Below are 22336 nucleotides of genomic sequence, written 5' to 3' on the forward strand. Positions count from 1 at the left end.
GGTCACCCGAGCGGACCCCAGAACGTTTCGCCGCCATAGGTATCGGACATGGGTTCGAGCGTCTCGGGCCAGACTCCGGGTTCGACGCGGCGTCGGCTCTCAGGTGAGCGCACTGTGCCGTCCCACCCGACCTGCTCCATGTAGTAGTAGAGCTGCATCACGTGACCGTCCGGCGCGACCGCGTGGATGGCGTAGTCGATGCCCGGGTGAATCTCCTGCGGCAGATCGATCAGCTTGACGCCGCGTTCTTCGAGGAAGGTCTTCGCGTCCCGCAACTGCTCGTACGAACCGAGCTGGACGCCGAAGGACAGCAGGGTCGTGTTGTCGCTCAATCCCAGTGCACTCCGGACCTCGAGCGGGAAGAGTGCGATGCTGTGGTGTTCGGTGTTGGCGCGCAGAAAGAGCACGCGGTGACCCTCGACGGTCGACTCCTCGCTCTTCACCAGTCCGAGCGTTTCGGTATAGAAGTGTTCCGCCGCATCGAGATCGGCAACGAAGATGCTGACCGGACCGATGCGGACCGGTTTGAAGGGACGGGCGAGCAACACTCCGCCGACGTCGTAGGTCTTGGGTAGCGTGTCGATCCAGCGGTGCCCCGAGGTGAGGTCGATGCCCTTTTCCTCGGCTTCCTCGAGCTCGCTCGCCTCCGACTTCGTGGGAAGCGCGGGATGTTCGTTGGCCCAGGGCCACATCACTTCCGGCTTGCTGACGCCGTCCCAGCCCACCTGCTCGATGCCGTACTCGAGTTCGTTGGTGTGACCGGTGGGGTCTGGGAAGTAGGTGTGCCAGTTGGAACCGGGGTCGCGGCCGTACCGCTCGATCGTGGAGCCCTGCTCCTCGAGCCACAACCTAGCCTGCACCACCTCACGCAACGATCCTGCCTGCCAGGTGATCTGGTTGACCGTGATGTCGTCCCGAGCAGGGTTGTCGTTCTTGTCCACCCACGAACGGGGCATGAGCACCAGCGTGTGGTGGTCGCTGTTGTGCCGCAGGAAGTAGATCTTGGTGTCGGACAGGCCGTCCAACCACACACCGGGATCGTACTTCTGCAGATCGAGCATGTCTGCGACCACGAAGCCGAGGACATCACGGTAGAAGCCGACGGCTGTTCCGGTGTCAGTGACGCTGATGCCGAAATGGTTGAGACGACGAATTTTGAATGGTCGGTCGTACGAGACACCACCGACCGAGTATTTCTTCGCGGCCATGACTACTTCTTCCCGCCGCGCGATCCGGAGATCGTGTTGGTGATGGAGCCCAGTGCGGTGGAGCTGACCTCCACAACATCACCCGGGTTCAGGAAGAGCGAATCGTCCGCGAACTTCCCCTCGGCGTCGCGGGTGCTGGAATCGACGGCCGTCCCCTTGGGCGTCCCCCCACTGATCAGATCCCCGGGGAACAGCGTCGAATCCCTGGACAGGTACTCCCCGAGCGAGGCGAAGCTATGGATCATCGACTTGGTGTTCCCGCTCTGCCGAACCTCGCCGTTGATGCGTGCTTCCACCGGGATGTCCTGCGGATCCAGGCTCTCGTCGACGACGATCCAGGGACCAACCGTTGCGGCGCCATCGAAGTTCTTCGAGTACTGGAAGTCCGGTCCGAACGAGACGTTATCCCTGATGGACCAGTCGTTGACCAGCGTGTAACCCCAGATGTACGAACCGAAGTCGTTGGCCGCGATGTCCTTGGCACGCTTACCGATCACGACGGCCACTTCCGCCTCGTAGTCGAGCAGGTTGGTCCGGCGCGGGTAGGCCAGGTCGTCACCGTCGGCCGAGACGACTCGCGGGTCCTTGATGAAGTACTTCGGACCACCGGACACCAGCCGGTCGAGGGTTGCCTTGTCACTCCCGTTAGAGGTGTTGTCGGCAGCGGCCTGCATGTGGTCGGCGAAGTTGGCCAGTGCGGCGAAGATTCGCGACTGCCCTTCGATCGGCGCGTGCAGCGTGACTGCGTTCAGGGGGAACACGAGCTGTTCGCCGTCGACGCCCGTCTTGTCGCTGTCCTCCGACAGGAAGTCGAGCGCCGTGTTTGCACCGGCGAGTGCGTCGTCCCCCTGCTCGATGAAGGAATTCAGCTCGGCTGGCACCTCGTGCGCCGCTCGCGCCGCCGGACGCACGCTGTCCGTGCGCTCGGTCAGATATTTGGCGTACGCACCGTTGACGTCGACGACGTCATCGCCCACGACAACGCCGACTCGTCGATTCGGACCGAAGACTGCGATCTTCATTATGCTCCCTGTGATCGTTTGATGCTTGGTGTGGTGGTGCTGACAGACCCKGGGTCACTGCCACCGATTACGGCGTGCGGCTGGACGGATCGACACCCACGTCGTTGAGCAGGCGCCCGCCGTCCGGGGTCAGACTGTAGATCGCGAGCCGAGTGATCTTGCCGTCTCGAACGGTGAAGAAATCTCCCAGTACGATCTGCGAGCCGTTGGCGTTCAGGTCGATCTCCACTGACACGTTCTCCCCGTCGACGACGGGTGTCCTGGGCGAGGGGATCATCTTCCCTGCCTTCAAGCCACCTTCGTACATGCGTCCGATAGCTTCCGCGCCGGAGAGGGTGCCCGCTGCGTTATGCAACAGGGCATCCGGGGCGAACAGGTCCGCCACCGCGGCGGCGTCGCCGGCGGCGACACCGGCGAAGTACGCGGCGACGACCTCGGCGGGGCTGGATGCCGTTGCGTTCCGGGCAGCTCCGGCCGACGTGGTCGACTCCAGGTACCGCGTCGAGGCGTACACGGACTGGTACTCGAGGTAGGGATCGAGGCCCTCGGGGCCGAGTTCTCGTCCGAGGCCGGAGTCCTTGAATCCTCCGAAGGGTGCGCCGAGATCAAGGGTGTAGTAGTTCAGGCCGATCGTGCCCGTGCGGACCTGACGAGCCACTCCGAGGGCGCGATCCTCGTCAACGCTCCATACGGATCCACCGAGGCCGTAGTTGCTGTCGTTCGCCATTCGGACCGCTTCGTCGTCTCCTTCGAACGGGATCAGAGCCATGACCGGACCGAATACCTCTTCGCGCGCCAGACGGTCGGAGTTGTCGACATCGGCGAATACCGTGGGCTGGACGAACCATCCTTGATCGAGACCGTCGGGCCGACCACCGCCCGTCACCAGGCGTGCGTTCGAGTTCTTCGCGATGTCTATGTAGCCGAGCACCTTGTCTCGGTGGGTGGGGGTCGCCATGGGTCCCATGGTTACCGACGGGTCCAGCGGGTCGCCCAGTGTGTACGAGTCGGCGAAGTTCGCGACGGCATCCACCACTTCGTCGTAGCGCGAGCGTGCGATGAGGATGCGTGACTGCGTCGTGCAGGTCTGGCTGTTGTTCAGGAACGATGCGTTGTCCAAGCCCGCGAGGAAGGTCTCGAGGTTGGCGTCCTCGAGGACGATGGCCGCGGACTTTCCGCCCAGTTCCAGAGTGGAACGGCGAAGCAGCCGACCGCACTCCTGACCGATGATGCGCCCTGCTTCGGTCGAGCCGGTGAACGCGATTTTGTCGACCAGAGGGTGTGAGACGAGCGCCGCGCCGGCGTCGCGGTCGCCGAGGACGATGTTGAGGACACCGGGCGGCAGGCCCGCCTCCTGCGCTGCATCGGCGAATACATATGAGTCCAGCGCAGTCTCGGGGGACGGTTTGAGAACAACGGTGCACCCGGCGGCCAGCGCCGGCGCAATCTTGAACATCGCCAGGGCCTGCGGGAAGTTCCACGGAGCGATCGCACCGACGACGCCCACTGGCACGCGGCGGACGATGGTCGATCCCGCCTGGCTCGGGCGGACCGATTCGAGCGGCAGGTTCTCGACGATGTCCGCGTACATGCGCAGCAGAGCCCCCGGGGCTCCGCCGTTCAGTGCCTGCGACAGCCCGAGAATCATCCCGTTTTCGCGGCTGACGAGCGTTGCCGTGTCAACCGCTCGGGCGTCGAGGGCGTCAGCGAAAGCACGAAGCACGGTGGCGCGCTCGGCAGCCGTGGTTCGGCCCCATGGGCCCTCGTCCAGGGCCCGACGGGCGGCGCGAACGGCTGCGTCGATGTCGGCCTCGCTCCCGAGCGCGGCCACCCCGATGCGCTCGCCGGTGGCAGCCTCGATCTGGTCCCGGAGTTCTGTGCGCACCGGGTCGATCCAGGTGCCGTCGATGAAGAAGCGGGTGCGGTCGAGGCTGCTCGGCCGGTCGACGGTGACGGACATAAGTTCTCCTTGCTGCGAGGTCGCGTGATCCCGAACTTCGGTGTCGGCGGGCGCATACGGCCGGCTTGTCGCCTGCACCGGCGAGATCCCGATCACTGTCGATCCTGTGCTGACGTGCCCGTCATCGCAATGCCAGGATGTTCCCCGTCCTCATACTCTGGACGCATTGTCGCTGGTTGAGCGATATGGGAGGACACACCGAGACCTGACCGCCGGTTATTGTCGAGACATGACGGGTGAGAGAAGACGCTACGTGCAATGTCCGTGCGGAGAGCTCATGGAAGGGCGCACCGACGACCTTCTGGTCGACGAGGTTCAGCACCATCTGCGCGAGCAGCATCCGCATCTCCGGTACAACCGCGACCAAATCCTGTCTATGTCGTACTGACCGGCGTCGTACCGACCAGCATCGTCTCAGTCGACGTGGGGGGTCGGGGCGCCCGCAGCGCGCAGAACCGCGTGGGCGCGGGCCAACACCGGCGCGTCGACCATGAAGCCGTCCACGCGCACCGCCGCACCCGACGCAGCGGCGTCGACGATCTTCCGTGCGTGAGCGACGGCGATGTCGCTGGGGTGGAAGGCCGTACGGCTCGGCTCTACTTGCGACGGGTGGATCAGCAGCTTGCCGGCCATGCCCAGTTCGATGGCATAGCGGAGGTCGTCGGCGAGAACCGCACCGTCGTTCAGTGCCGTCGTCACCCCGTCCACCGGTCCCGGCTTGTTCGCCACTCGTGACGCGAGCACCAGCTGTGACCGAGCGTGGAGCATCGCGATACGCGTTGGTTCCGCGCCGAGATCCACGGCGTAGTCCAGATGGCCGAACGCCAGCCGTGCAACGCCCGGGTCGGCGGCAATCACTCCCGACCGGTCCACACCGACCGCGGATTCGATCAGCGCGATGACGGGGCACCGGAGTCGCTGGCGGAGATCGAGATACCGGACGGAATCGTCCGCCTTGGGGACCATGACAGCGGTGAGTCCCGGCAGATCCGACAGGGCATCCACGTCGCCGATGTGCTCGGGGTCGCCCACCGAGTTCACGCGCACGCATGCGCGTCCGCCCTCGGACAACCACCGCACGACCTCGGTTCGCGCTGTGGCCTTGTCTCCTCGTGCCACCGAGTCCTCGAGATCGAGGACTATGACGTCCGCCCCGGTGGCGAGCGCCTTGTCGAACCGGTCGCTGCGGTTCCCGGGAACGAACAGAAACGTCGTGGCCTCCTGCACTCGCGCCGTGGTCTCCGCGAGCGCGGAGACACTTGTCGACACGGTCAGAACCCCGCCGGAACCGTGGATTCGGGTGCGATCCCGAACTCCGCCAGAATCGCCTCGGTGTGCTGCCCAACGTCCGGGATCGGACCCATGACGGGGGTCGAATCGGACATGGTGACGGGCGGAATCAGGGCGCGCAACTCCCCGACCGGCGACTGGTAGGTGCGCCACCTGCCCCGCGCTTCGAGCTGCGGATGCTCCGCGAGACCGTCCATGGTGCGCAGCAGAGCGTTGGCGATTCCCGACACTTCCAGTAGCTCGGCCACCCGCTCGGCCGTGAAGGCTTGGAAGACCCCCTCGATAACGGCGCGCAACTCCGCGTTGTGCTCGACACGCAGGGAGTTGCGCACGAAGCGCTCGTCTCGCGCCAGCTCCGGCGATCCGAGGAAGGTGCAGAACGTCGCCCATTCCCGTTCGTTCTGGATGCCGAGGAAGACCTGGTTGCCGTCGCCGCACGTGAAGGGACCGTATGGAGCAATCGCCGCGTGCCGGGCTCCGGTGCGGGAGGGGGACGCGCCCCCGTATATCGCGTAGTTCAGCGGAAAGCCCATCCACTCCGACAACGCTTCGAGCATCGACACCTCGATCGTGGCGCCCTCGCCGGTGCGCTCCCGTTTAATCACGGCGGTGAGCACACCCGAATACGCGTACATTCCCGACGCGATGTCGGCGATGGAGATACCGACCTTGGACGGTTCGTCCTCGGTACCGGTGATGGATACCAGGCCAGCTTCGCACTGGACGAGCAGGTCGTACGCCTTCTTCGACGAGTACGGCCCACCCGTTCCGTAACCCGAAATGGACACGTGGATCAACCGCGGATTCCGAGCACGGAGCTCCTCGGCGCCCAACCCCAGCCGATCCGCCGCCCCGGGGGCGAGGTTCTGAACAAAAACGTCGGCCCGGTCGACCAAAGCCTGCACCGCTTCTCGGCCCTCCGCACTCTTCAGATCCAGGGCCACGGACTCTTTGGACCGGTTCAACCACACGAAATGACTGGCGAGACCGTTGACGGTCTCGTCGTAGCCTCGCGCGAAATCACCGACGACCGGTCGTTCGATTTTGATGACGCGCGCGCCGAGGTCGGCCAATTGTCGTGTGGCGAAGGGAGCGGCGACGGCCTGCTCCAACGACACGATCGTGAGTCCATCAAGAGGATTCATGTTGCAGTTCTTTCGTTTCGAGTGGCGTCCGAGGCGGCGCGTCCTACACGGAGGAGAGCAGAGACGGACTTTCGAGGGTCTTGGTGAAGTACAGAACTTCTGCGGCGAATTCTGGGTCGCGAGACATGCGCCGGAACATCTCGAGGTCCTGGTCGCGCTTGACCGGATCCGACGAGTGGAAGAGCAGCTTCTTGTTCGACGATGCGCGCGGACTCGCCTTTTCCACGAACGCGGCCCGACGCTGGTCCGCGTACGCGGTCAACACCTCGTCGTCGGCGCGGTGCTGCGCCACTGCCCCGAGGCCCTCGATGAGCGCGTAGGAATCGAACAAGCCCATGGTCAGCCCCAGTCCGCCTGTGGGATTGGTCGCATGCGCGGCGTCGCCGGCAAGAAGCACCCTGCCGGCTCGAAACGACGACGCGGAACGCTGGTGCATCCGATACGGCGATGCCGCGACCACCTCGGTCCGGGCGGCCACGTCGGGTCCGAACACGGCGGACAGGAACCGCGGCATGCGTTCGTCGATGGAATCGGCCGGAAGCGAGGCATCCTCCATATAGGTGTAGCGCCACATCCCGTGATCGCCGGACTCGTCGATCTTCGCGATGATTGCCCCGTAGACATCGTCGACGTAGAACGTCGACTGGGCCCAGCCGTCGCGGTCGTCCGGGAAGCGGACGTTCGTCGCCACGAAGCGCTCCGGCCACGTCATACCTTCGAAGCCCAGGTCTAACGTGCGTCGAACGGCCGAGCTCGCACCGTCCGCTCCGACCAGCCACTGCGACCGGAGAACCGTGTCGCCGTCCACGCCGCGCACGGAGACGGTCACGCCCGACTCGTCCTGATCGATGCCGGTGACCTCGTGGTCCCACAGCACCCGCGCGTTGGCGAACGTGTCGAGCTCCTCGAGGATGACTTTGGCGAGCGCACCCTGCCCCAGATGCAGGTTGTACGGTCGTTCGACCTTGCCGTTCAGGGCAGCAAGCCCGTAGGAGATGATCTCCCCGGTATCTCGAACGCGATACGCGTAGTCCTGCTTGAGGAAGCCTGCCCCACATGCCTTCTCCAACAGGCCGAGCCGTGACAGACCGTCCAGCGTCGACCAGTGGTAGACGATCGCTCGCGGTGTGTCCTGCAACGCGGGCGCACGCTCGACCACCGATACACTGATTCCGTGCTGGGCCAAACCCAGCGCGGTCAGCAAACCGGTCGGCCCGGCTCCGACGATTGTTACCTGCTGGTCTTCTTGCACGATTCCTCCGTACTGCGTTCACGACAACTCTGGGCTGTCGCTCCGATGTTCACGATCCTTTACTCGGCCCCGTAAGGCCAATACCATTGCAGCACCGTTGCCATACACTTGGCGCATGGACATCCGGAGCGTCAAATACTTTCTGGCCGTCGCGGATGCCGGGTCCATCACCGAGGCGGCGCGCATTCTGCACCTCTCGCAACCGCCTCTCAGCAGCGCGATGACGAAGCTGGAGGCCGAGCTCGACGTTCGCCTGCTGGACCGGCACCCTCGCGGTATCGCCCTGACCGATGCGGGCCGCTATCTGCAAAGCGCCGGCCGGCGGCTCGTCGCCGAAGAACAGAGAATCACCTCCGCGCTTCGGTCGATGGGGCAGGGCCTCGAGGGCGATCTTCGGATCGGCGCGGAGCCGATCGGGATGTGGCGGGTCGTCAGTGCCGCAGTTGCGGTCTTCCTCGCCGAACACCCGCGCATCACACTGGAGCTCACCGATGCCAATCCCCAAGTGCTGCTGGAGAACCTGGCTACCGGGCATCTCGACCTCGCTGTCGTGCCCGTTCTCGCCGAGGAGCCGCTGCCGACGATCAACGATGTCGCGTTCTCCATGACGATCATCGCCCACTCGTCGCTGACTCTCGTCGTGCCGCGCTCATCGTGGCTCGCGACGCAGGACCGAGTGCACCTGTCCGACCTCCGACACGAACGGTGGGTCCTTCCGTCGCGGTTACCGGGCGCACGGAGCTTGTCCCGGCTGCTGGACGACCGGTTCGCAACGGCAGGAGGCAGCCCGGCGTCGGTGATATCCGTGCCTACCGTCGAAACGGCCGCCAGTCTCGTTGCTGCCGGTGTCGGGGTGTCCGTTCTGAGTCGCGAGCTGGCCGAACAGCATCCCGGCGTGGCGAAAGTTACCGTCGAAGAGGGATGGCCGGACCTTCCGCTCGGCGTGGTGAGCCGCCGAGACGGCGTCATCACCCCCGTCGCCGAACGGTTCGGCGACATTATCCGGAACCTCGATAACCACGACCCCACCAGCCCGGATCAGACGAGCGAGGACCCGACGGGTAGCATTCCCTGAACTGTGTCCCAGCGGGTTTCGCGTCGCAGCATCGCCCGAATCCTGACGAATTCCGCGCGACGTTCGAATGCCAACACTCCGGTCACGGTGTCGCCGAGCTTGTACACGAACAGCGAACCGCCCGGTTCCTTACTCTCGACGATCTCCTCGGCACCGGTCAGAAACCCTGAGAACTGGATGCGGACATCGTGTTGATCCGACCAGAAGTACGGAACGGTGACGCATTCCACGGGCGGCAGCCCGGACACCGTATTGGCAGCATTCGTTCCCGCGACACGCCCCTGCTCCGCAGCGTTGGTCCAGTGCTCGACTCGCATCGAGGTACCGAACCGACCGTTCGGCCAGCGCACGAGGTCACCGGCCGCGTACACACGATCCGCTGCGCGCAAGTGCGCGTCGCACTCCACACCGTTGTTCAGGGTTATTCCGGAATTCTCCAGCCATTCGGTCGACGGGCGCACGCCGATACCGACGAGGATGACGTCCGCGGGTACGGTGTCACCCCCGGCGAGACGGAGCACGCGGCCATCCGAACTGTCCTCGACGCCGACGACCGCGTCACCTAGGCGCAGTGTCACTCCCGACTCACGGTGCAGGGCTGCGTAAGCCGCCGCAACCTGGTCGCCGAAGCGCCCGAGGGGTTTCTCCGCGAGGTCGACGATCGTGACATCGCGGCCGTCCTTGACCAACGTCGCCGCGAACTCGCCGCCGATGAATCCGGCTCCGATCACAGCGACTGACTTGGTGTGATCGGACACCGCGGCACGCAAAGCTTGTGCATCCTGGAATCGCCTGAGCGCGAACACGTCCGGCAGCCCGACGAACATCTCCGGGAAGATGGGATCGCACCCGGTGGTGATGACGACGGCTCCATACTCGACGTCGCCGTTCGACGTGACGACGCGGCGACCCGCCACGTCCAGTGCGGTGGCACGGGTGTTCAGAGCGAGCTCGACCCCCCGTGCGCGCAGATCCGCCACGGACGGATACGTCAACGCCGCGAGATCCAGGTCGTCGCCGAGCCCGATCTTCGAGAGCGGAGGACGCTCGTACGGGGGATGCGCTTCGTCGCTGACGATGGTGACGCCGAGGTCGGGCGCATGCCGGGTAATGGTCTCGGCCGCGCGGATAGCAGCGACCGATCCTCCGACGATGAGGACGTCCGTTGTGGTGGACATAGCGATCAGCTCCCCGTCACCGTACTGGTGGCGCACACGACACCGGCGGCGCTGTGTGCTTCGGCACCGCGTTCCAGGCCGTCGACGTGCGGAACCACGGTAAAGGTCTGCGGGCGGGTCATCGGCGACACCAAACGGTATCCGAATGTTTTGCCCTGCCACGAGATGTCCTGTCGACGCATGTGCTCGGCCATCATGAAGGCTAGCAACGGCCCATGGATCACCACGCCGTCGTATCCCTCTCGGCGGCACCAATCGAGATCGTAGTGAATGCGGTGCGTGTTGTAAGTCAGTGCCGAGAAACGGAACAACAGTTTCTCGTCGACAGCGAGGGACAGCGTGGGGCCGTTCACCTGGGCCGACGACGGAGCAGGCGTGGGAAGCGGGGTCGACCCTCCCTCGCGGTAGACGATGTCCTGCTCCTCGCGGATGATCAGTTCACCGCCCTGCGTGATCTCCTGCAGAACCGKGACGAGCGTCAGGGCGCCGGTGCGTCCCACCTTGTCCACGGACTTGGCAATGGACGTCACCTTCGTGGCAGGCTCGCCGATACGTAGACTGCCGAAGGCGGTGACGCGGCCACCACCGAACATCCGGCGGCGTCCACCGCCGGGAGGCGCGGGGATACCGACAACGGAGTGGCCATCCTCACCGAGGTCGCTCTCAGCGTCGCGGGGAAGCAGGTGGAGCCAATGCCAGATCGGTGGCACCGTGTCACCGATCGCATGAGGAACATCGATGTCCAGCAGCGCAGCCATCGCCTCAACCGGTTCGGCCGAGATGACCTCCGTGCGTGCGATCTTGTCTGGGGAAGTCATGGGGTCGGCACCCTTTCGGCGGCGAGAACGGACAGCAGTTCGGACAGGTTGGGTGCGTCGTCGAGTGCCTCGACGGCCGCCACCAACCGGGAGGCGATGTCGCCTCCGAGAGGTTCGAGCAAGAGCGTTGCCTTCGCGACGACCTCGTCGTGAGTCATCGGGTTCGGAGCGGACCCACGTGCATACGTCGGGTTCCCGGCCTCGACGACGAGGGATTCGCCGTTGGTCAACTCGATGTCCAACCGGGGTCCGTCCTCGATCTCGATGGAGTCATCGACGCGCATGGAGACCTTGGCGAAAGTCGCGGCGATCCGCGGATCGTTCAGCCGTGGTGGGTCGTAGTCATCGAGTCCCAGGGCGCTTCCGCACAGCGCGAGGCTCACCGCGTAGGGAAGGCTGAATTGGGCGTCGAACACGGTGTCGATCGGGTACACCGACAGCATGTTCACCGCGGTCGTACCTGCAGTGATCACTATGGAGCGAACGTTTTCCGGCGTCAGGTCCCGATTCGTCACGAGGTCCTTCATCACGTCGACGGCCGAATGGCAACCGCGGCAGCACGCGTAGGGCTTGAGGTACGACGAGGCGACGTTGAAGTCCGTCCCCAGTCCAGTCAGCGCCCGATCGGTATGGCCGGTGCCGCCGGCGATAACAGCGTAGAGGCCGCCCCACTTCGCTTCGAATATTCGCCGGGGGCCGGTGATTCCCCCGGTCGCCAGCACGGCGGCGTCGACACCCGTCTCACCCGCTTTGCCCGGGTGCAGACGCTTGGTCAAGGCACCGTCGTCGATGAATGCCCACACCCCACCGGTGAACGATCCGGCGATTCCCAGTGCATCGGCGAAGGCGTTCTTGTCCGCGTCGAGGCATTTCGCTGCCGCTGCCGCGGCGGCGAAGCTGCCCATCGTGCCGCTGGAATGCCATCCTCGGTCTGTGTGTGCTGCGAATCCGCCGACCGCTTGCAGGGTTCGATACCCGATGTCGTAACCGGCGACCGTGGCGGYGATGACCTGCCGACCGGTACTCCCTGCTTTTTCGGCCACCGCGAGCGCCGCGGGCAGTACGGTCGACCCCGCGTGACCGGGCCCGCCTCCGTCGTCGAAATCTCTGGCGTGCGCAGAAGTTCCATTGACCAGGGCTGCGTGCGCCGGGGTGAGGCGTGTGCCGGTCCCCCACACCAGGCTGCCGGCATCGCCGGCCGAGAAGCGTGACAGCGCGTCGACGACACCGCTCACTTCGGGAGTTGTCGTGCCGACCAGGGCGACGGCCAAGGTATCGAGGATGTGGTCCTTGATTCCGTCGACGACGTCTTTCGGCAGATCGTCGTAGCCTGTTCGAGCCCAGAACGTCGCGAGCCGCTCGGTCAGCGACGGGGAGTCGCTCGTCACGATGTCGTCGCCGTCGTTGAGGGATTGAGGTCCACGGCCAGAGATCCGACCAGCCACCTGCCGCCGGCGTGTCCGATGTCGGTTCCGTTCTCCACGACTCTGGCATGGGGGTAGTGGTTCAAAAGGTAGCGCACCACTTCTTCCATCTCGACCTTCGCCAGGCTCTGACCCAGGCATCCGTGCAGACCGGTGCTGAACGTCAACGGCTGGTTTCGCTCTCGATCGAGGTCGAACGCGTTGGGCTGCGCGAAACGCTCCGGATCGCGGTTCGCCGACCAGACGGCGACGTGCACGTCGGACCCGGCGGGAATGACCGTGCCGTCGAGCTCGATGTCGACCGACGCGATCTTGCTGACGATGCCGGGGCGGGGGTACAACCTGCAGGCCTCGACGACGGCGGCCGGGATCAGCGACTGATCCTCGACGAGCCTGGCCCATGCCGCCCTGTCACGGAGCAGCGTCCATACCACGAGACCGGTCTGGTGCGCCGTGTTCACGGAGCTGGCTTCGAGCATCGCCGTCGCTTCGCTGAGCAGTTCCTCGGAGGTCAGTTTTCCTTCGGCCTCCTGACGAATGAGGAAAGACAGCATGTCGTCACCGAGTCCGGCCTGCCGCTTGCGCGCGATCAGGTCGCCAAGGTAATCGAACAATTCGTCGTAGGCCTTGAGTATTGACTCGGTAAGACTCGGATCCCTTTGCAGCAGAGCAAGTGTCCGCGCAGACAGACTGGCCACGACAGGGGCGTCCTCGGCCGGCGCGCCCGCCAAGTGGCAGTACACCCTCGCGGGGATCTTCTGGTCGACGGCCGCGTGGAAATCGACAGGTCCGGCGGCGTCGTTTCCCGGATCGATGTCTTCGAGGATGCCGCGCAGGACCGCGCGGATGTCTTCGACCGTGGTGGGACCCATGAAGCGCGCCAACGGGGTTCGGAGCCGCATGTGTCGGGGGCCTTCGGCCATGATCAGACTCTTGGCACGGAAGTCATGGACGGGCCCGTCGGTGATGCCGAACTGTTCCATCAACGTCAGGGCGGCATTGATGAAACGGGTGTCCCGAAGAACCTTGGTCGCGAGGTCGAAGTCGAGAACGGCGTAGCCGTAGTCGCCCTGTACGAGCGACGCGCCGTCCGCGGAACCACCGGTGTGGCTGGGCGAGTCGGGTGCAAACGGGTCGAAAGCGTGAAGTGTGCTCATGCGCGCGAGATCGCCCCCATCGGGCAGCAGAGGATAACTTCGTCGAGATCCTGGTCCCGGTCGGCCGGCACGGTCGTCGCGACCTGCTCGAGTAGGCCGTTGTCGGCGATCTGGAACACATCGGGCATGAGGGCGGCACAGGTGCCGTTCGCGTCACACCGCGCGAAATCTACTTTGACCTCGATCATCGCGAGAATCCTTCGTGATTGGGATGGCTGCGACCGTTGCGCCTGAGCTGCAGGAGCGGTCGGTATGTCGTACACCACATTCTTGACCCGGATGAGCTATCCGACAAATATCAATATGGCGGACCGGTCATAGCTTTTGCGTATGCCAGGGTGCCACGCGAGACCGCCCCGGCGGCGTGGCTGAGTCAGTGCTCGTAGTGCGTGACCCGTGGTACGGCAGCGCACAGCGGCTGAATCAACTCGCGGACGCGCGTTCCGGCAGCGGACGCGGCGAACACCTCGGTGTGATCCTCCACGCGGTTCCACAAAGCGCGAAGGAGATACGTCTCGTCCCGATCCACGCTCCGAGACAAGGTTGCCTCCGAGCATCCCGGCGCTGCCAGAAGCAGCGACCGGATCTCGTCGAAAGCTGCCTCGAGATCGCCGCCGGCTCCCGGACGGAGCTGGATCTCGAGGTGCTCGGAGATCACGCCTCCACCGACCGGCCGGCAATTGCCGACATGTCGACGAAACCGCCCCGCAGGAAAATCAACGGCTCGTCGATTCCCTGCTGAATGAGATCCTCGACTTCACCCACTACCTGCAGGTGGTCACCGATGCGGTCGACTCGGTGCGGCGAGCACTCCACGGTGACGATCGCGTCCTCGAGGAGGGGCACTCCCCGAGCTGAGGGCTGCCACACCACACCTGCGAAGCGATCCTGCCCACGTCGCGAGAACGCCCGACACACATCTCCGCATCCCGACCTCAAGATGTTGATTCCGAAGTACTCGGCTTCAGCCAGCACCGGCCAGGTCGTGGAACCCTGGTCCACGTAGAACGCGACCAACGGCGGGTCGAGCGAGACGGAGGTGAAGGTACCCACCGTCATTCCGGTGGGTCCCGCGTCGGTCATCGCGGTGATGATCGAGACGCTGGTTGGGACGTGACTCATGACCCGTCTGTAATCGGCTGGGCTCAGCACATCGGACACCTTCCCTTCGACGGCGGAGGTCATCGTCATCTCACAATCCGATGGTCGGATCATCGTTTCCGAGGAGCTGACGTCCGTACGCTTCGCGCCCGATCTCGGGTGTCACGAGTGCGTGCCGGGCCGCGGTCTCGCTGTCGCGCCACACCCGTCCGAGCACGTTGACGTCGGCGAACGAGCCGGCACCGTTCGCGGTGAGGAGGTAGTCGATCTCTTCTTTGACCAGCTCCGCCACCACGCCTGTGTCGTTGCGGATGCGCGCGAGCACCTCCAAGTTGGGCAGCTGGTGGCTTTCGGCGGCGGTGTCGATGTCAGAGCACATGCCAGCCATCAACATCTCGGCAAGGCGCAGCTTGGTGGCCGCCTTCGCGACACCGATCTGGTGGGTAGGCGACTCCTTGGCTTGGCGGTAGGCCGTGTACGCGACCGGCTTCAGCGGAAGCTTCGCGCGTGTCAACTCGAGGGCGTGACGTCCCAGTCCGATCTGCGGCGCAACCAGAATGCCGGCGGCAACGGCGTTGAAGGGCATCGACGCCGTCCGCTCCTCGGTGAACGGAGAGCGGAAGTTCGACGCGAACATGTCTTTCACTCGCTGCACGCGGTACTCCGGGACAAAGTGGTCCTTGACCACAACGGTGTCGCTACCCGTTCCCTGCATGCCGGCGACGAACCACGTCGGTTCGATGGTGAAGGCTTCTGCGGGGACGAGCGCCATTCCCTGCTCACCATCCTCCAGCGTGATCGTCAGGCTGGCCCACTGGGCGGCGAAGGAGCCCGAGGCGTAGGGCCAGCGGCCGCTCATCAGGTAGCCCCCTTCGACGGGCTCGCTGCGGTCACCCGGGGAGAAGATCCCGCAGATCCTCGCGTTCGGGTTCACCCCGAACACATCTTCCTGCGCCTGCATGGAGAACGTGCTAGCGAAGCCGGTCGCCACCATCATGAGTGCGGTGATCCAACCGGTCGAGCCGTCACCGCGGGCGATCTCGGCGGTCACGTCGACCGCAGTCTTGAACGACGCTCCCTGGCCTCCCCAGCGCGTGGGAACCATGAGATGGAACAAGCCCGCCTCCGAGATTGCGTCGATCACCTCGGGTGCGATGTGGCGGTCCTTGGTTCCCTGTTCCGCGTACTCGCGGATGAGCGGGACGAGGGCCGCAGCCCGGGCGACGAGGTCGGCATCCGAGACCTGGATCTTGTCGCGATCCGGCAGTTCCGTGCTGGCGAGCTGTGCCATGTTATGTCTCTCTTCACTCGGTAGGACGCGATCAGGCTGCTGCTAGTGACTGCGATCACGTCGGACCACACCAGCATGTGATGCCGACCGCCTCGTCGCAATGGCACAAAGTTTGCGGACCTCATACGCCAAACACATCGGCTGCGGTCGATACTCACCGCGCATGACAACGACGACAATTTTGGATGTGGACCCACGCCACAGACGGTGGTCCGATGTAGCTTGCATCACAACCAGTTTGAGCGAAGGCGGCCCAGCGGATCAGGGCCGTGCATACGAGGAGTGCACATGAGTCGAATTATCATCAGCGGAGCATCGGGTGACCTAGGCCGGAGGGTAACGGGCCTATTGCTCGCAGCCGATCCGCACCGGGAGCTGATCCTCACCACCCGCACACCGGAGAAACTGGCTGGCCTCGCTTCCGACACTGTGCAGATCCGGCATAGCGACTACCAGCACCCAGCCTCTGTCCAGGAAGCCTACGTAGGCGGCGACACACTCTTCCTCATCAGCGGCCTCAACCTCGGACGTCGAATTTCCGAGCATCGCGGCGCGATCGAAGCAGCTCAAAAGGCAGGCGTCGGTCACATCGTCTATACCTCGGTCGGCGGTGTGCAGCCGGGCAATCCTGCGCTGTCCGCTATCGACCACCATCAGACGGAGTTGGATCTCCGCGCGTCGGGGCTCAAGTACACCATTCTGCGGAACGCCCTCTACGCGGAGATCGTCAGCAACATCCTGGTGGCACCTGCCGTGCAGTCAGGAATCTTGGCCCAGGCAACCGGGGATGGGCTTCTGGCTCCCGTTGCGAAGGGCGACGTCGCGCGTAGCGCTGCCGCCTGTCTCATGGATCCCGCCCGCCACGTCGGCGCGGTCTACGAAATCACAGGCCCGGAATTGCTGGACTTTCATCAGATCGCAGCCCTCGGCGCGCAGATCCACTCGACACCGATCGAGTATCAACCGATCACCGAACGCGACCGGCTGGCATTCTTCGACTCGATCGGGATTCCCCGCACCTACGATCCGAACATGCCCCCTAGCCCGGACGGGCACCTATGGGCCAGCGACGAACTTGTCTCCGCCGAAGTGGCTGTCGCACAGGGCTACCAGGCTCTTCTGAGCCATCACGTAAAGCAAATCACCGGGCGTGCCCCAGAGCCGCTCCGTTCCGTAATGGAGCGGGTGCGTGAGGTCCGCTACGACAAGATCGACGCCGCCATCTCCTGAAAACACGGGTCTCGGCACCACTTTCTCTCACCCTGATGTCCGTCACCTTCGGCTCGCCGGCGGCAGCATCCGAGCCGGGCGGGGGCGGCCGGCGCACCGCGGCCCGCGACTGTCTCCCGCCGCCGTTGCCTCCGGTTCGAGCGATCACTACGCAGCAGCGCGCGCCCTCGAACTCCCCACAAGGAAGGCACCATGAGCTCACCCGTCGATCCGACCCCACTACGACCAACTCCCAGCATGGACCCGCCGCTCGTCACCGACGCCGACACGAAGAAGAAGGAGATTCGACGAGTGGTGCTTTCGAGTTACCTCGGCAGCACCATCGAGTACTACGACTTCCTGCTTTACGCGACTGCTGCGGCGATCGTGTTCGCGCCCGTCTTCTTCTCCGATCTCACGCCTGTAGCCGGCACCATCGCATCCCTGGGGACGTTCGCCGCCGGATACCTCGCGCGCCCGCTCGGCGGCATAATTTTCGGTCACTTCGGGGACCGATATGGCCGAAAGTCCATGTTGCTCGTCTCGATGACGGTGATGGGCAGCGCGTCGTTCCTGATCGGGCTCGTTCCTCCTGCGTCGGCCATCGGCTCTTGGGCCGCGATCATTCTCGTCCTGCTACGCGTGAGCCAGGGCATCGCCATCGGAGGCGAGTGGGGCGGCGCCACGCTGATGTCGCTGGAACACGTCGGTGGACGCGGACGCGGATTCGCCGCGGCATTCACCAACGCGGGAGCACCCACCGGTTCCTTGCTGGGCACCATCGCACTCGCGATCGTGGCCGTGCTGCCCGAGGAGGACTTCCTCCTGTGGGGCTGGCGCATCCCGTTCCTACTCTCCGCTGTCCTCCTCGCGCTCGGTCTCTTCATCAGAAGTCGAGTTTCGGAGAGCCCAGTCTTTAAAGAGGCTTTGGCGCGGCGCACAGAGCGCGATTCCGCCACTGTCCCGGTCACGCCGCCGCTCATGAGCATCCTGCGCCGTCCGAAGAACGTCGTCCTCGTGGCCGGGGGATGCATGGCCAGCGTCGCGATACAGATCATGTTTGCGACATTCRCCATCGGCTATGCCACGAGGTCGGGTGCTACACGGTCGGACGTCCTCATCGGTTTCGCGATCTGCCAATTCATCGCCATCTTCGCACTGCTGGGATTCGCGCGCCTCTCGGACAGAATCGGCCGTCGGCCGGTCATGTTGGCCGGCCTCGCCGGGTTCGCGGTGTTCGTCGTCCCCATCCTGTCCATGCTGTCCTCCGGGAACGTGGTACTGGTAGCACTCGCTTTCGTGTTGGGCTTCAGCGTGTTCCAGTCGGCGACTTTCGGGCCGATGGCTGCGTACATCGCCGAACAGTTCGGCACATCCGCTCGGTACACGGGTGCCTCTCTCGGCTACCAGGCAGCCACGCTCCTCGGCGCGGGTTTCACCCCCGTAATCCTCGTGTCGTTGCAGGCTGCTACGGACGGCAGCACAGGCCTGGTGGCGGCTTACATGATCGCGCTCGCCGTGGTCAGTTCAGTGTTCATTGTCCTGACGAAGGAGAGCAAGGACCGAGACCTGGCGACATACCAGCACTGACCTACGCGACACATACGGACGAAGGGCAGGCACTCCGCGGTCGGCCGAGAGCGTGCCCTTCGCGTTGTCTGGCGCTACCCGGTCCCGCGAGCACTATCGCAGTCACGTGCCGCTCCTCCTCATACGAGCGTGGAAGTGGGAACCGGATGCCGCGATTCGAATGCGCGTATCCCCATGTCACCACATGCCCGAGCACGACCAACAATCCAGGACCAGACTCTACTGCCCGTACGTTATGTACTCGGTGTCGAGAGAGCCAGTGAGGTAATTGGTGCCACCAACCCCAATAACACCGCGGATTCCGATCTAGGGGCTTGACACAGGAGGACGTGCGGTGTTGTAGCCGATTCATCTGTGCTACGCGACAAGCCCGTTCGACCGCGGCATCGTCGATCTTGTCTGTACGCCAGGCCGACATTCAGCAGTCCAGTGTCGGTCGGTGGTTCAGGAGGGCCTATTGTGCGATTCGACGACCCATGCCGCGATCTGTGCGCGTGAGCCGAATCCCAGCTTGGTCAGGATGTGTTCGACATGCCCCTGCGCGGTGCGTGGCGAGATGACAAGGCGAGCAGCGATTTCCTTGTTGGTCAACCCTTCGGCGACCAATTCGGCGACCTCATGTTCCCGCTTCGTCAGTTTCGTCGAGCTAGGAGCGGATATCGATGTCGGCGGAACCTGCTCGCCCAGCGCGTAGGCGACGGCAGCGTCGAAACCGAGTGCCCCACCGCGCTCGTGGGCCGTGGCGAACGCCTGCCCGCTCATCGCCTGGCGGGTCTGCTTTTCGCACTCCTCCTGGTAGACCACCAGGGCGGATACCACCACTGTTGGACTTCCCACCGATCGGCTCAGCTGCTCTGCGGCTCCCAACAATACGGCCGCACGGCGGGGGTTGTGTTCCTCGGCTGCGATCCATGCCAGCGCTTGCAGACACCAGCTGGTGCTCAACCAGTCTTTAACTTTCCGACCGAGTTGCAGTGCCTGCTCGAGTAGCCGTACCGCTCGCGCGCGGTCATTGTGCCGCCACACCGCAACAGCCAACGCCCACATTGCATACGACCGATACACGAATTCTCCCCGCGACTCGGTGATCGCGAGGAGGCGCTCGTAGCATTCGATGGCCCGCTCCGTATCGCCCAGTAGTGCGTAAGTCGTTCCAAGGGGGCCGAGAGCAATGACTTGGAAGGTGAGGTCTCCCTGTGTGGCTTCCGCCTCGATGGCATTCTCGAAATGCGAGCGTGCGCCGGGAAGATCCCCACTGAACAGTGCTAAGGCCCCCGCGGCCAGATCGAGGTGAGCGTGTAGCATCGGGTCGGTCGTCTGGCTGGCGAGAGTGCGACACTCCTCTACCAAGGCGGCCTGGGCGCGAAGATCGCCCTGCACGCCGGCCAGGAGGCTGCACGCAAAGAACGCCTTGGCCCTGTCTCGGGTAAGTGCGCCGGTCTGACAGGCGAGGAGGCGCTCGAGCCAGCGCCGCCCCTCGCCGAACAACCCCCGGGTATACCAGTAGTGGTAGAGCGCGGCTGCGATGCGAATTCCGGCTTCGGGACTATCGGACGACGAAAATTCAAGCGCCTCTCGCAGATTCGGCTGCTCCAGCGCGAGTCTGTTGATCCACGCGAGTTGTCGGGGACTGATCCAGTCACCTTCAGCTTTGATCACCAACTGCTCGTACCAATCTCGGTGTCGGCGGGAGAGTTCGGGATATTGACCGGTCTCGTGCGCCTTTTCGCGGCCGTAGTCGCGCACGGTATCGAGCATCCGGAACCGTACCGTGTCGCCCGACTCCACCCGGGTCACAATCGACTTGTCGACCAGGCCGGTCACGGTATCGAGTAGCGCCTCCGATGTCAGGGTACCGCCGCACACCTGTTCTGCAGCATCAATTTCGAAGCTGCCGGCGAACACTGACAGCTGAGCCCACACCCGTTGCTCGACCGGCCTACACAATCCGTGGCTCCAGTCGATGCACATCCGTAACGCCTGCTGCCGTGAAGGTAAGTTCCGGCTGCCGCGCGTTAGCAACGCGAGACGGTCCGTCAGCCGCTGCTCGATCTGCTCGGGCGTCATCACCCGCATCCGGGCCGCAGCCAACTCGATCGCTAGGGGCAACCCGTCCAGGCGCCGGCAGATCCGGGCAATGGTGACCTTGTTGGCCTCGGTGACTGCGAACCCCGGGACGGCGGCGGCTCCCCGTTCGGCGAACAACGTTACCGCGTCATTGCGGGGCAGCCCTCTGGGCAGGTGATCGGGATCCGGTACAGGCAGCGGCGGGATCAGCTGCGCCACTTCCCCGCCGATGTCGAGTGCTTCACGGCTGGTCGCGAGGATCCGAAGCTCGGGGCAGCTGCGTAGCAGGGTTTCGGTGAGCTCGGCCACCGCATCCACAATCTGCTCGCAGTTGTCCAGTATCAGTAGCAGTTTGCGGGGGACGAGGAAGTCGACGAGTACCCCGTGTATTGGTTTCGTCGACTGGTCGCGTAGTCCCAACGCACTCGCCACCATGCCCACCAACAGTGACTCGTCACGAAGCTCACCTAGCTCGACCATGCACGCACCGTCAGGGAAATCGGGCTGCAGTTTGGTGGCGACCCGCAACGCCAGCCGGGTTTTGCCGACCCCACCGATCCCAGTCAACGTCACCAGTCGCGAGGTCGACAGCGCGTTCTTCGCCTCTGCTAGTTCGGTGCGGCGGTCAACGAAGCTGGTCAACTCCAGGGGCAGACGACCTGTGGGGGACCCCCGGCGTCCGGCTAACGTATCTGTTGCCGCGGGTAAATGTGTGCGTATCGGCGGGCTACTTTCATGTTCTTGTGTCACTCCCGTTTCGGTGCGCAGGGCCATTTTGTCGACCGCGAACCCGTGGTGAAGCTGGGAAGTCTCGAGTTGCTGACCCAGTTCCGCGACGGACGGACGACGCCCCGGGTCTGCGGACATGGCAACTTCAATAATCGCACCGACATCGTGCGGAACGCCGTGCTCGCAGGGATCCGGGACGGGTTCTGTGGTGATCCTGAGAAACTGGGCGACCAATTGCTCTCCGCTCCGGCGCTCGAACGCTGCGTGCCCGGTCATCGCGGCGAACAGTGTCGCACCGAGACCGTAGACGTCGGCGGCTGGACTGGCTGGTTGGCCGGCCACGACCTCGGGGGCGGTGAACGCCGGTGAACCCGTCACAATGCCCGCAGTGGTCTCGAACCCGCCAGAGATGTGGGCGATCCCAAAATCTGCCAGCGCCGGCTCACCGTAGTCGGTGAACAGGATGTTCCCGGGCTTGACATCGCGATGAAGGATTCCCAGTTGGTGCGCGGTCTCCAGGGCGCCCGCTACTTTCACTCCGAGCCGCAGCGCTTCGTCCAGTGGAAGCGGTCCGCGACGTCGGATTTGCGCATCGAGAGAATCCTGGGGGTAGTACGGCATCACTATGAAGGGGCGACCGTTGTCGGTCACACCGGCGTGGAGAACGTTGACGATATTGGGGTGTCCGGTCAACCTTCCTGCCGCGCGCTGTTCGCGCAGGAACCGTGCCTGATTCTCCTCGTCGAGGTCCACGGTGAGGACCTTCACCGCTACGGTGCGGTCGAGCGCAGCCTGCGTGCAGCGGTAGACGACGCCGAAC

19 protein-coding genes and 1 pseudogene are annotated in these 22336 nt (G+C 64.5%); 4 read left to right on the forward strand and 16 right to left on the reverse strand.

All coding sequences use genetic code 11. The annotated features are described in order from the left end of the window. Nucleotides 1-2: 2 nt before the first annotated feature. The 4 genes and pseudogenes from AC1DWT_RS25375 to AC1DWT_RS25390 all read right to left on the reverse strand — a co-directional run. Nucleotides 3-1208 (reverse strand): VOC family protein, encoded by a 1206-nt coding sequence (locus AC1DWT_RS25375; protein ID WP_095869834.1) that lies wholly within the window; start codon nt 1206-1208, stop codon nt 3-5. Between the two features lie 2 nt (nt 1209-1210). Next, nucleotides 1211-2230 (reverse strand): fumarylacetoacetate hydrolase family protein, encoded by a 1020-nt coding sequence (locus tag AC1DWT_RS25380; RefSeq protein WP_095869833.1) that lies wholly within the window; start codon nt 2228-2230, stop codon nt 1211-1213. Between the two features lie 67 nt (nt 2231-2297). After that, nucleotides 2298-2723 (reverse strand): nuclear transport factor 2 family protein, encoded by a 426-nt coding sequence (locus tag AC1DWT_RS25385; RefSeq protein ID WP_240960383.1) that lies wholly within the window; start codon nt 2721-2723, stop codon nt 2298-2300. Next, nucleotides 2715-4190, reverse strand: a pseudogene (locus AC1DWT_RS25390) (aldehyde dehydrogenase); the annotation flags it as partial. The gene AC1DWT_RS25385 and the pseudogene AC1DWT_RS25390, both read right to left, overlap by 9 nt. Nucleotides 4191-4467: 277 nt before the next feature. On the opposite strand from AC1DWT_RS25390, the gene AC1DWT_RS25395 reads away from it, so the two are divergent. After that, nucleotides 4468-4578, forward strand: a complete 111-nt coding sequence (locus AC1DWT_RS25395; RefSeq protein WP_477922670.1) for a DUF1059 domain-containing protein — start codon at nt 4468-4470, stop codon at nt 4576-4578. Between the two features lie 26 nt (nt 4579-4604). On the opposite strand, the gene AC1DWT_RS25400 is transcribed toward AC1DWT_RS25395, so the two are convergent. Genes AC1DWT_RS25400 through AC1DWT_RS25410 form a run of 3 tightly spaced genes read right to left on the reverse strand, consistent with a single transcriptional unit; the run spans nt 4605 to nt 7877 of the window. Continuing rightward, nucleotides 4605-5459: an HpcH/HpaI aldolase/citrate lyase family protein gene (locus AC1DWT_RS25400; RefSeq protein WP_477922672.1), complete on the reverse strand. Its 855-nt coding sequence runs from the start codon at nt 5457-5459 to the stop codon at nt 4605-4607. 2 nt (nt 5460-5461) lie between these two features. Continuing rightward, nucleotides 5462-6625: a CaiB/BaiF CoA transferase family protein gene (locus AC1DWT_RS25405; protein ID WP_095869831.1), complete on the reverse strand. Its 1164-nt coding sequence runs from the start codon at nt 6623-6625 to the stop codon at nt 5462-5464. 43 nt (nt 6626-6668) lie between these two features. Continuing rightward, nucleotides 6669-7877 carry an FAD-dependent monooxygenase gene (locus AC1DWT_RS25410; RefSeq protein ID WP_164061008.1) on the reverse strand — a complete coding sequence of 403 codons (1209 nt, stop codon included), beginning with the start codon at nt 7875-7877 and terminating at the stop codon, nt 6669-6671. A gap of 115 nt (nt 7878-7992) precedes the next feature. On the opposite strand from AC1DWT_RS25410, the gene AC1DWT_RS25415 reads away from it, so the two are divergent. Continuing rightward, the gene (locus tag AC1DWT_RS25415) at nt 7993-8952 is read left to right on the forward strand and encodes a LysR family transcriptional regulator (RefSeq protein WP_477922675.1); all 960 of its coding nucleotides are present in this window, start codon (nt 7993-7995) and stop codon (nt 8950-8952) included. On the opposite strand, the gene AC1DWT_RS25420 is transcribed toward AC1DWT_RS25415, so the two are convergent. The 8 genes from AC1DWT_RS25420 to AC1DWT_RS25455 form a co-directional block, all read right to left on the reverse strand. Beyond that, nucleotides 8916-10130: an NAD(P)/FAD-dependent oxidoreductase gene (locus AC1DWT_RS25420; RefSeq protein ID WP_477922677.1), complete on the reverse strand. Its 1215-nt coding sequence runs from the start codon at nt 10128-10130 to the stop codon at nt 8916-8918. The genes AC1DWT_RS25415 and AC1DWT_RS25420 overlap by 37 nt on opposite strands. Nucleotides 10131-10135: 5 nt before the next feature. Further along, nucleotides 10136-10948 carry an HTD2 family dehydratase gene (locus AC1DWT_RS25425; protein WP_477922679.1) on the reverse strand — a complete coding sequence of 271 codons (813 nt, stop codon included), beginning with the start codon at nt 10946-10948 and terminating at the stop codon, nt 10136-10138. Continuing rightward, nucleotides 10945-12336 (reverse strand): MmgE/PrpD family protein, encoded by a 1392-nt coding sequence (locus AC1DWT_RS25430; RefSeq protein ID WP_477922680.1) that lies wholly within the window; start codon nt 12334-12336, stop codon nt 10945-10947. The genes AC1DWT_RS25425 and AC1DWT_RS25430 overlap by 4 nt, the downstream gene beginning before the upstream one ends. Beyond that, the gene (locus AC1DWT_RS25435) at nt 12333-13529 is read right to left on the reverse strand and encodes a cytochrome P450 (RefSeq protein WP_477922682.1); all 1197 of its coding nucleotides are present in this window, start codon (nt 13527-13529) and stop codon (nt 12333-12335) included. The genes AC1DWT_RS25430 and AC1DWT_RS25435 overlap by 4 nt, the downstream gene beginning before the upstream one ends. Continuing rightward, complete coding sequence (locus tag AC1DWT_RS25440; protein WP_095869825.1) at nt 13526-13717, reverse strand: ferredoxin; 192 nt, start codon at nt 13715-13717, stop codon at nt 13526-13528. The genes AC1DWT_RS25435 and AC1DWT_RS25440 overlap by 4 nt, the downstream gene beginning before the upstream one ends. A gap of 185 nt (nt 13718-13902) precedes the next feature. Next, nucleotides 13903-14187: an antibiotic biosynthesis monooxygenase family protein gene (locus AC1DWT_RS25445; RefSeq protein ID WP_477922684.1), complete on the reverse strand. Its 285-nt coding sequence runs from the start codon at nt 14185-14187 to the stop codon at nt 13903-13905. Then, a complete protein-coding gene (locus AC1DWT_RS25450; RefSeq protein WP_477922686.1) occupies nt 14184-14651 on the reverse strand; it encodes a flavin reductase family protein in 468 nt (155 codons plus the stop codon). The genes AC1DWT_RS25445 and AC1DWT_RS25450 overlap by 4 nt, the downstream gene beginning before the upstream one ends. A gap of 70 nt (nt 14652-14721) precedes the next feature. Further along, the gene (locus AC1DWT_RS25455; protein ID WP_477922688.1) at nt 14722-15921 is read right to left on the reverse strand and encodes an acyl-CoA dehydrogenase family protein; all 1200 of its coding nucleotides are present in this window, start codon (nt 15919-15921) and stop codon (nt 14722-14724) included. A 288-nt stretch (nt 15922-16209) separates the two neighbouring features. On the opposite strand from AC1DWT_RS25455, the gene AC1DWT_RS25460 reads away from it, so the two are divergent. Both AC1DWT_RS25460 and AC1DWT_RS25465 read left to right on the forward strand, forming a co-directional pair. After that, a complete protein-coding gene (locus tag AC1DWT_RS25460; RefSeq protein WP_477922689.1) occupies nt 16210-17151 on the forward strand; it encodes an NAD(P)H-binding protein in 942 nt (313 codons plus the stop codon). A 237-nt stretch (nt 17152-17388) separates the two neighbouring features. Then, complete coding sequence (locus tag AC1DWT_RS25465; protein WP_477922694.1) at nt 17389-18720, forward strand: MFS transporter; 1332 nt, start codon at nt 17389-17391, stop codon at nt 18718-18720. A gap of 444 nt (nt 18721-19164) precedes the next feature. Here the strand turns inward: AC1DWT_RS25465 and AC1DWT_RS25470 are convergent. Next, on the reverse strand, nt 19165-22336 hold a 3172-nt coding region (locus AC1DWT_RS25470; RefSeq protein ID WP_477922690.1), incomplete at its 5' end, for a protein kinase domain-containing protein.

This window comes from Rhodococcus sp. P4_B6 (assembly GCF_056402215.1).

Excerpts from the sequence above, each read along its gene's own strand:
- AC1DWT_RS25450 (WP_477922686.1), bottom strand. The coding sequence starts at position 14,651 with ATGAGTCACGTCCCAACCAGCGTCTCGATCATCACCGCGATGACCGAC.
- AC1DWT_RS25455 (WP_477922688.1), bottom strand. The coding sequence starts at position 15,921 with ATGGCACAGCTCGCCAGCACGGAACTGCCGGATCGCGACAAGATCCAG.
- AC1DWT_RS25380 (WP_095869833.1), bottom strand. The coding sequence starts at position 2,230 with ATGAAGATCGCAGTCTTCGGTCCGAATCGACGAGTCGGCGTTGTCGTG.
- AC1DWT_RS25405 (WP_095869831.1), bottom strand. The coding sequence starts at position 6,625 with ATGAATCCTCTTGATGGACTCACGATCGTGTCGTTGGAGCAGGCCGTC.
- AC1DWT_RS25460 (WP_477922689.1), top strand. The coding sequence starts at position 16,210 with ATGAGTCGAATTATCATCAGCGGAGCATCGGGTGACCTAGGCCGGAGG.
- AC1DWT_RS25375 (WP_095869834.1), bottom strand. The coding sequence starts at position 1,208 with ATGGCCGCGAAGAAATACTCGGTCGGTGGTGTCTCGTACGACCGACCA.
- AC1DWT_RS25440 (WP_095869825.1), bottom strand. The coding sequence starts at position 13,717 with ATGATCGAGGTCAAAGTAGATTTCGCGCGGTGTGACGCGAACGGCACC.
- AC1DWT_RS25420 (WP_477922677.1), bottom strand. The coding sequence starts at position 10,130 with ATGTCCACCACAACGGACGTCCTCATCGTCGGAGGATCGGTCGCTGCT.
- AC1DWT_RS25415 (WP_477922675.1), top strand. The coding sequence starts at position 7,993 with ATGGACATCCGGAGCGTCAAATACTTTCTGGCCGTCGCGGATGCCGGG.
- AC1DWT_RS25435 (WP_477922682.1), bottom strand. The coding sequence starts at position 13,529 with ATGAGCACACTTCACGCTTTCGACCCGTTTGCACCCGACTCGCCCAGC.
- AC1DWT_RS25395 (WP_477922670.1), top strand. The coding sequence starts at position 4,468 with ATGGAAGGGCGCACCGACGACCTTCTGGTCGACGAGGTTCAGCACCAT.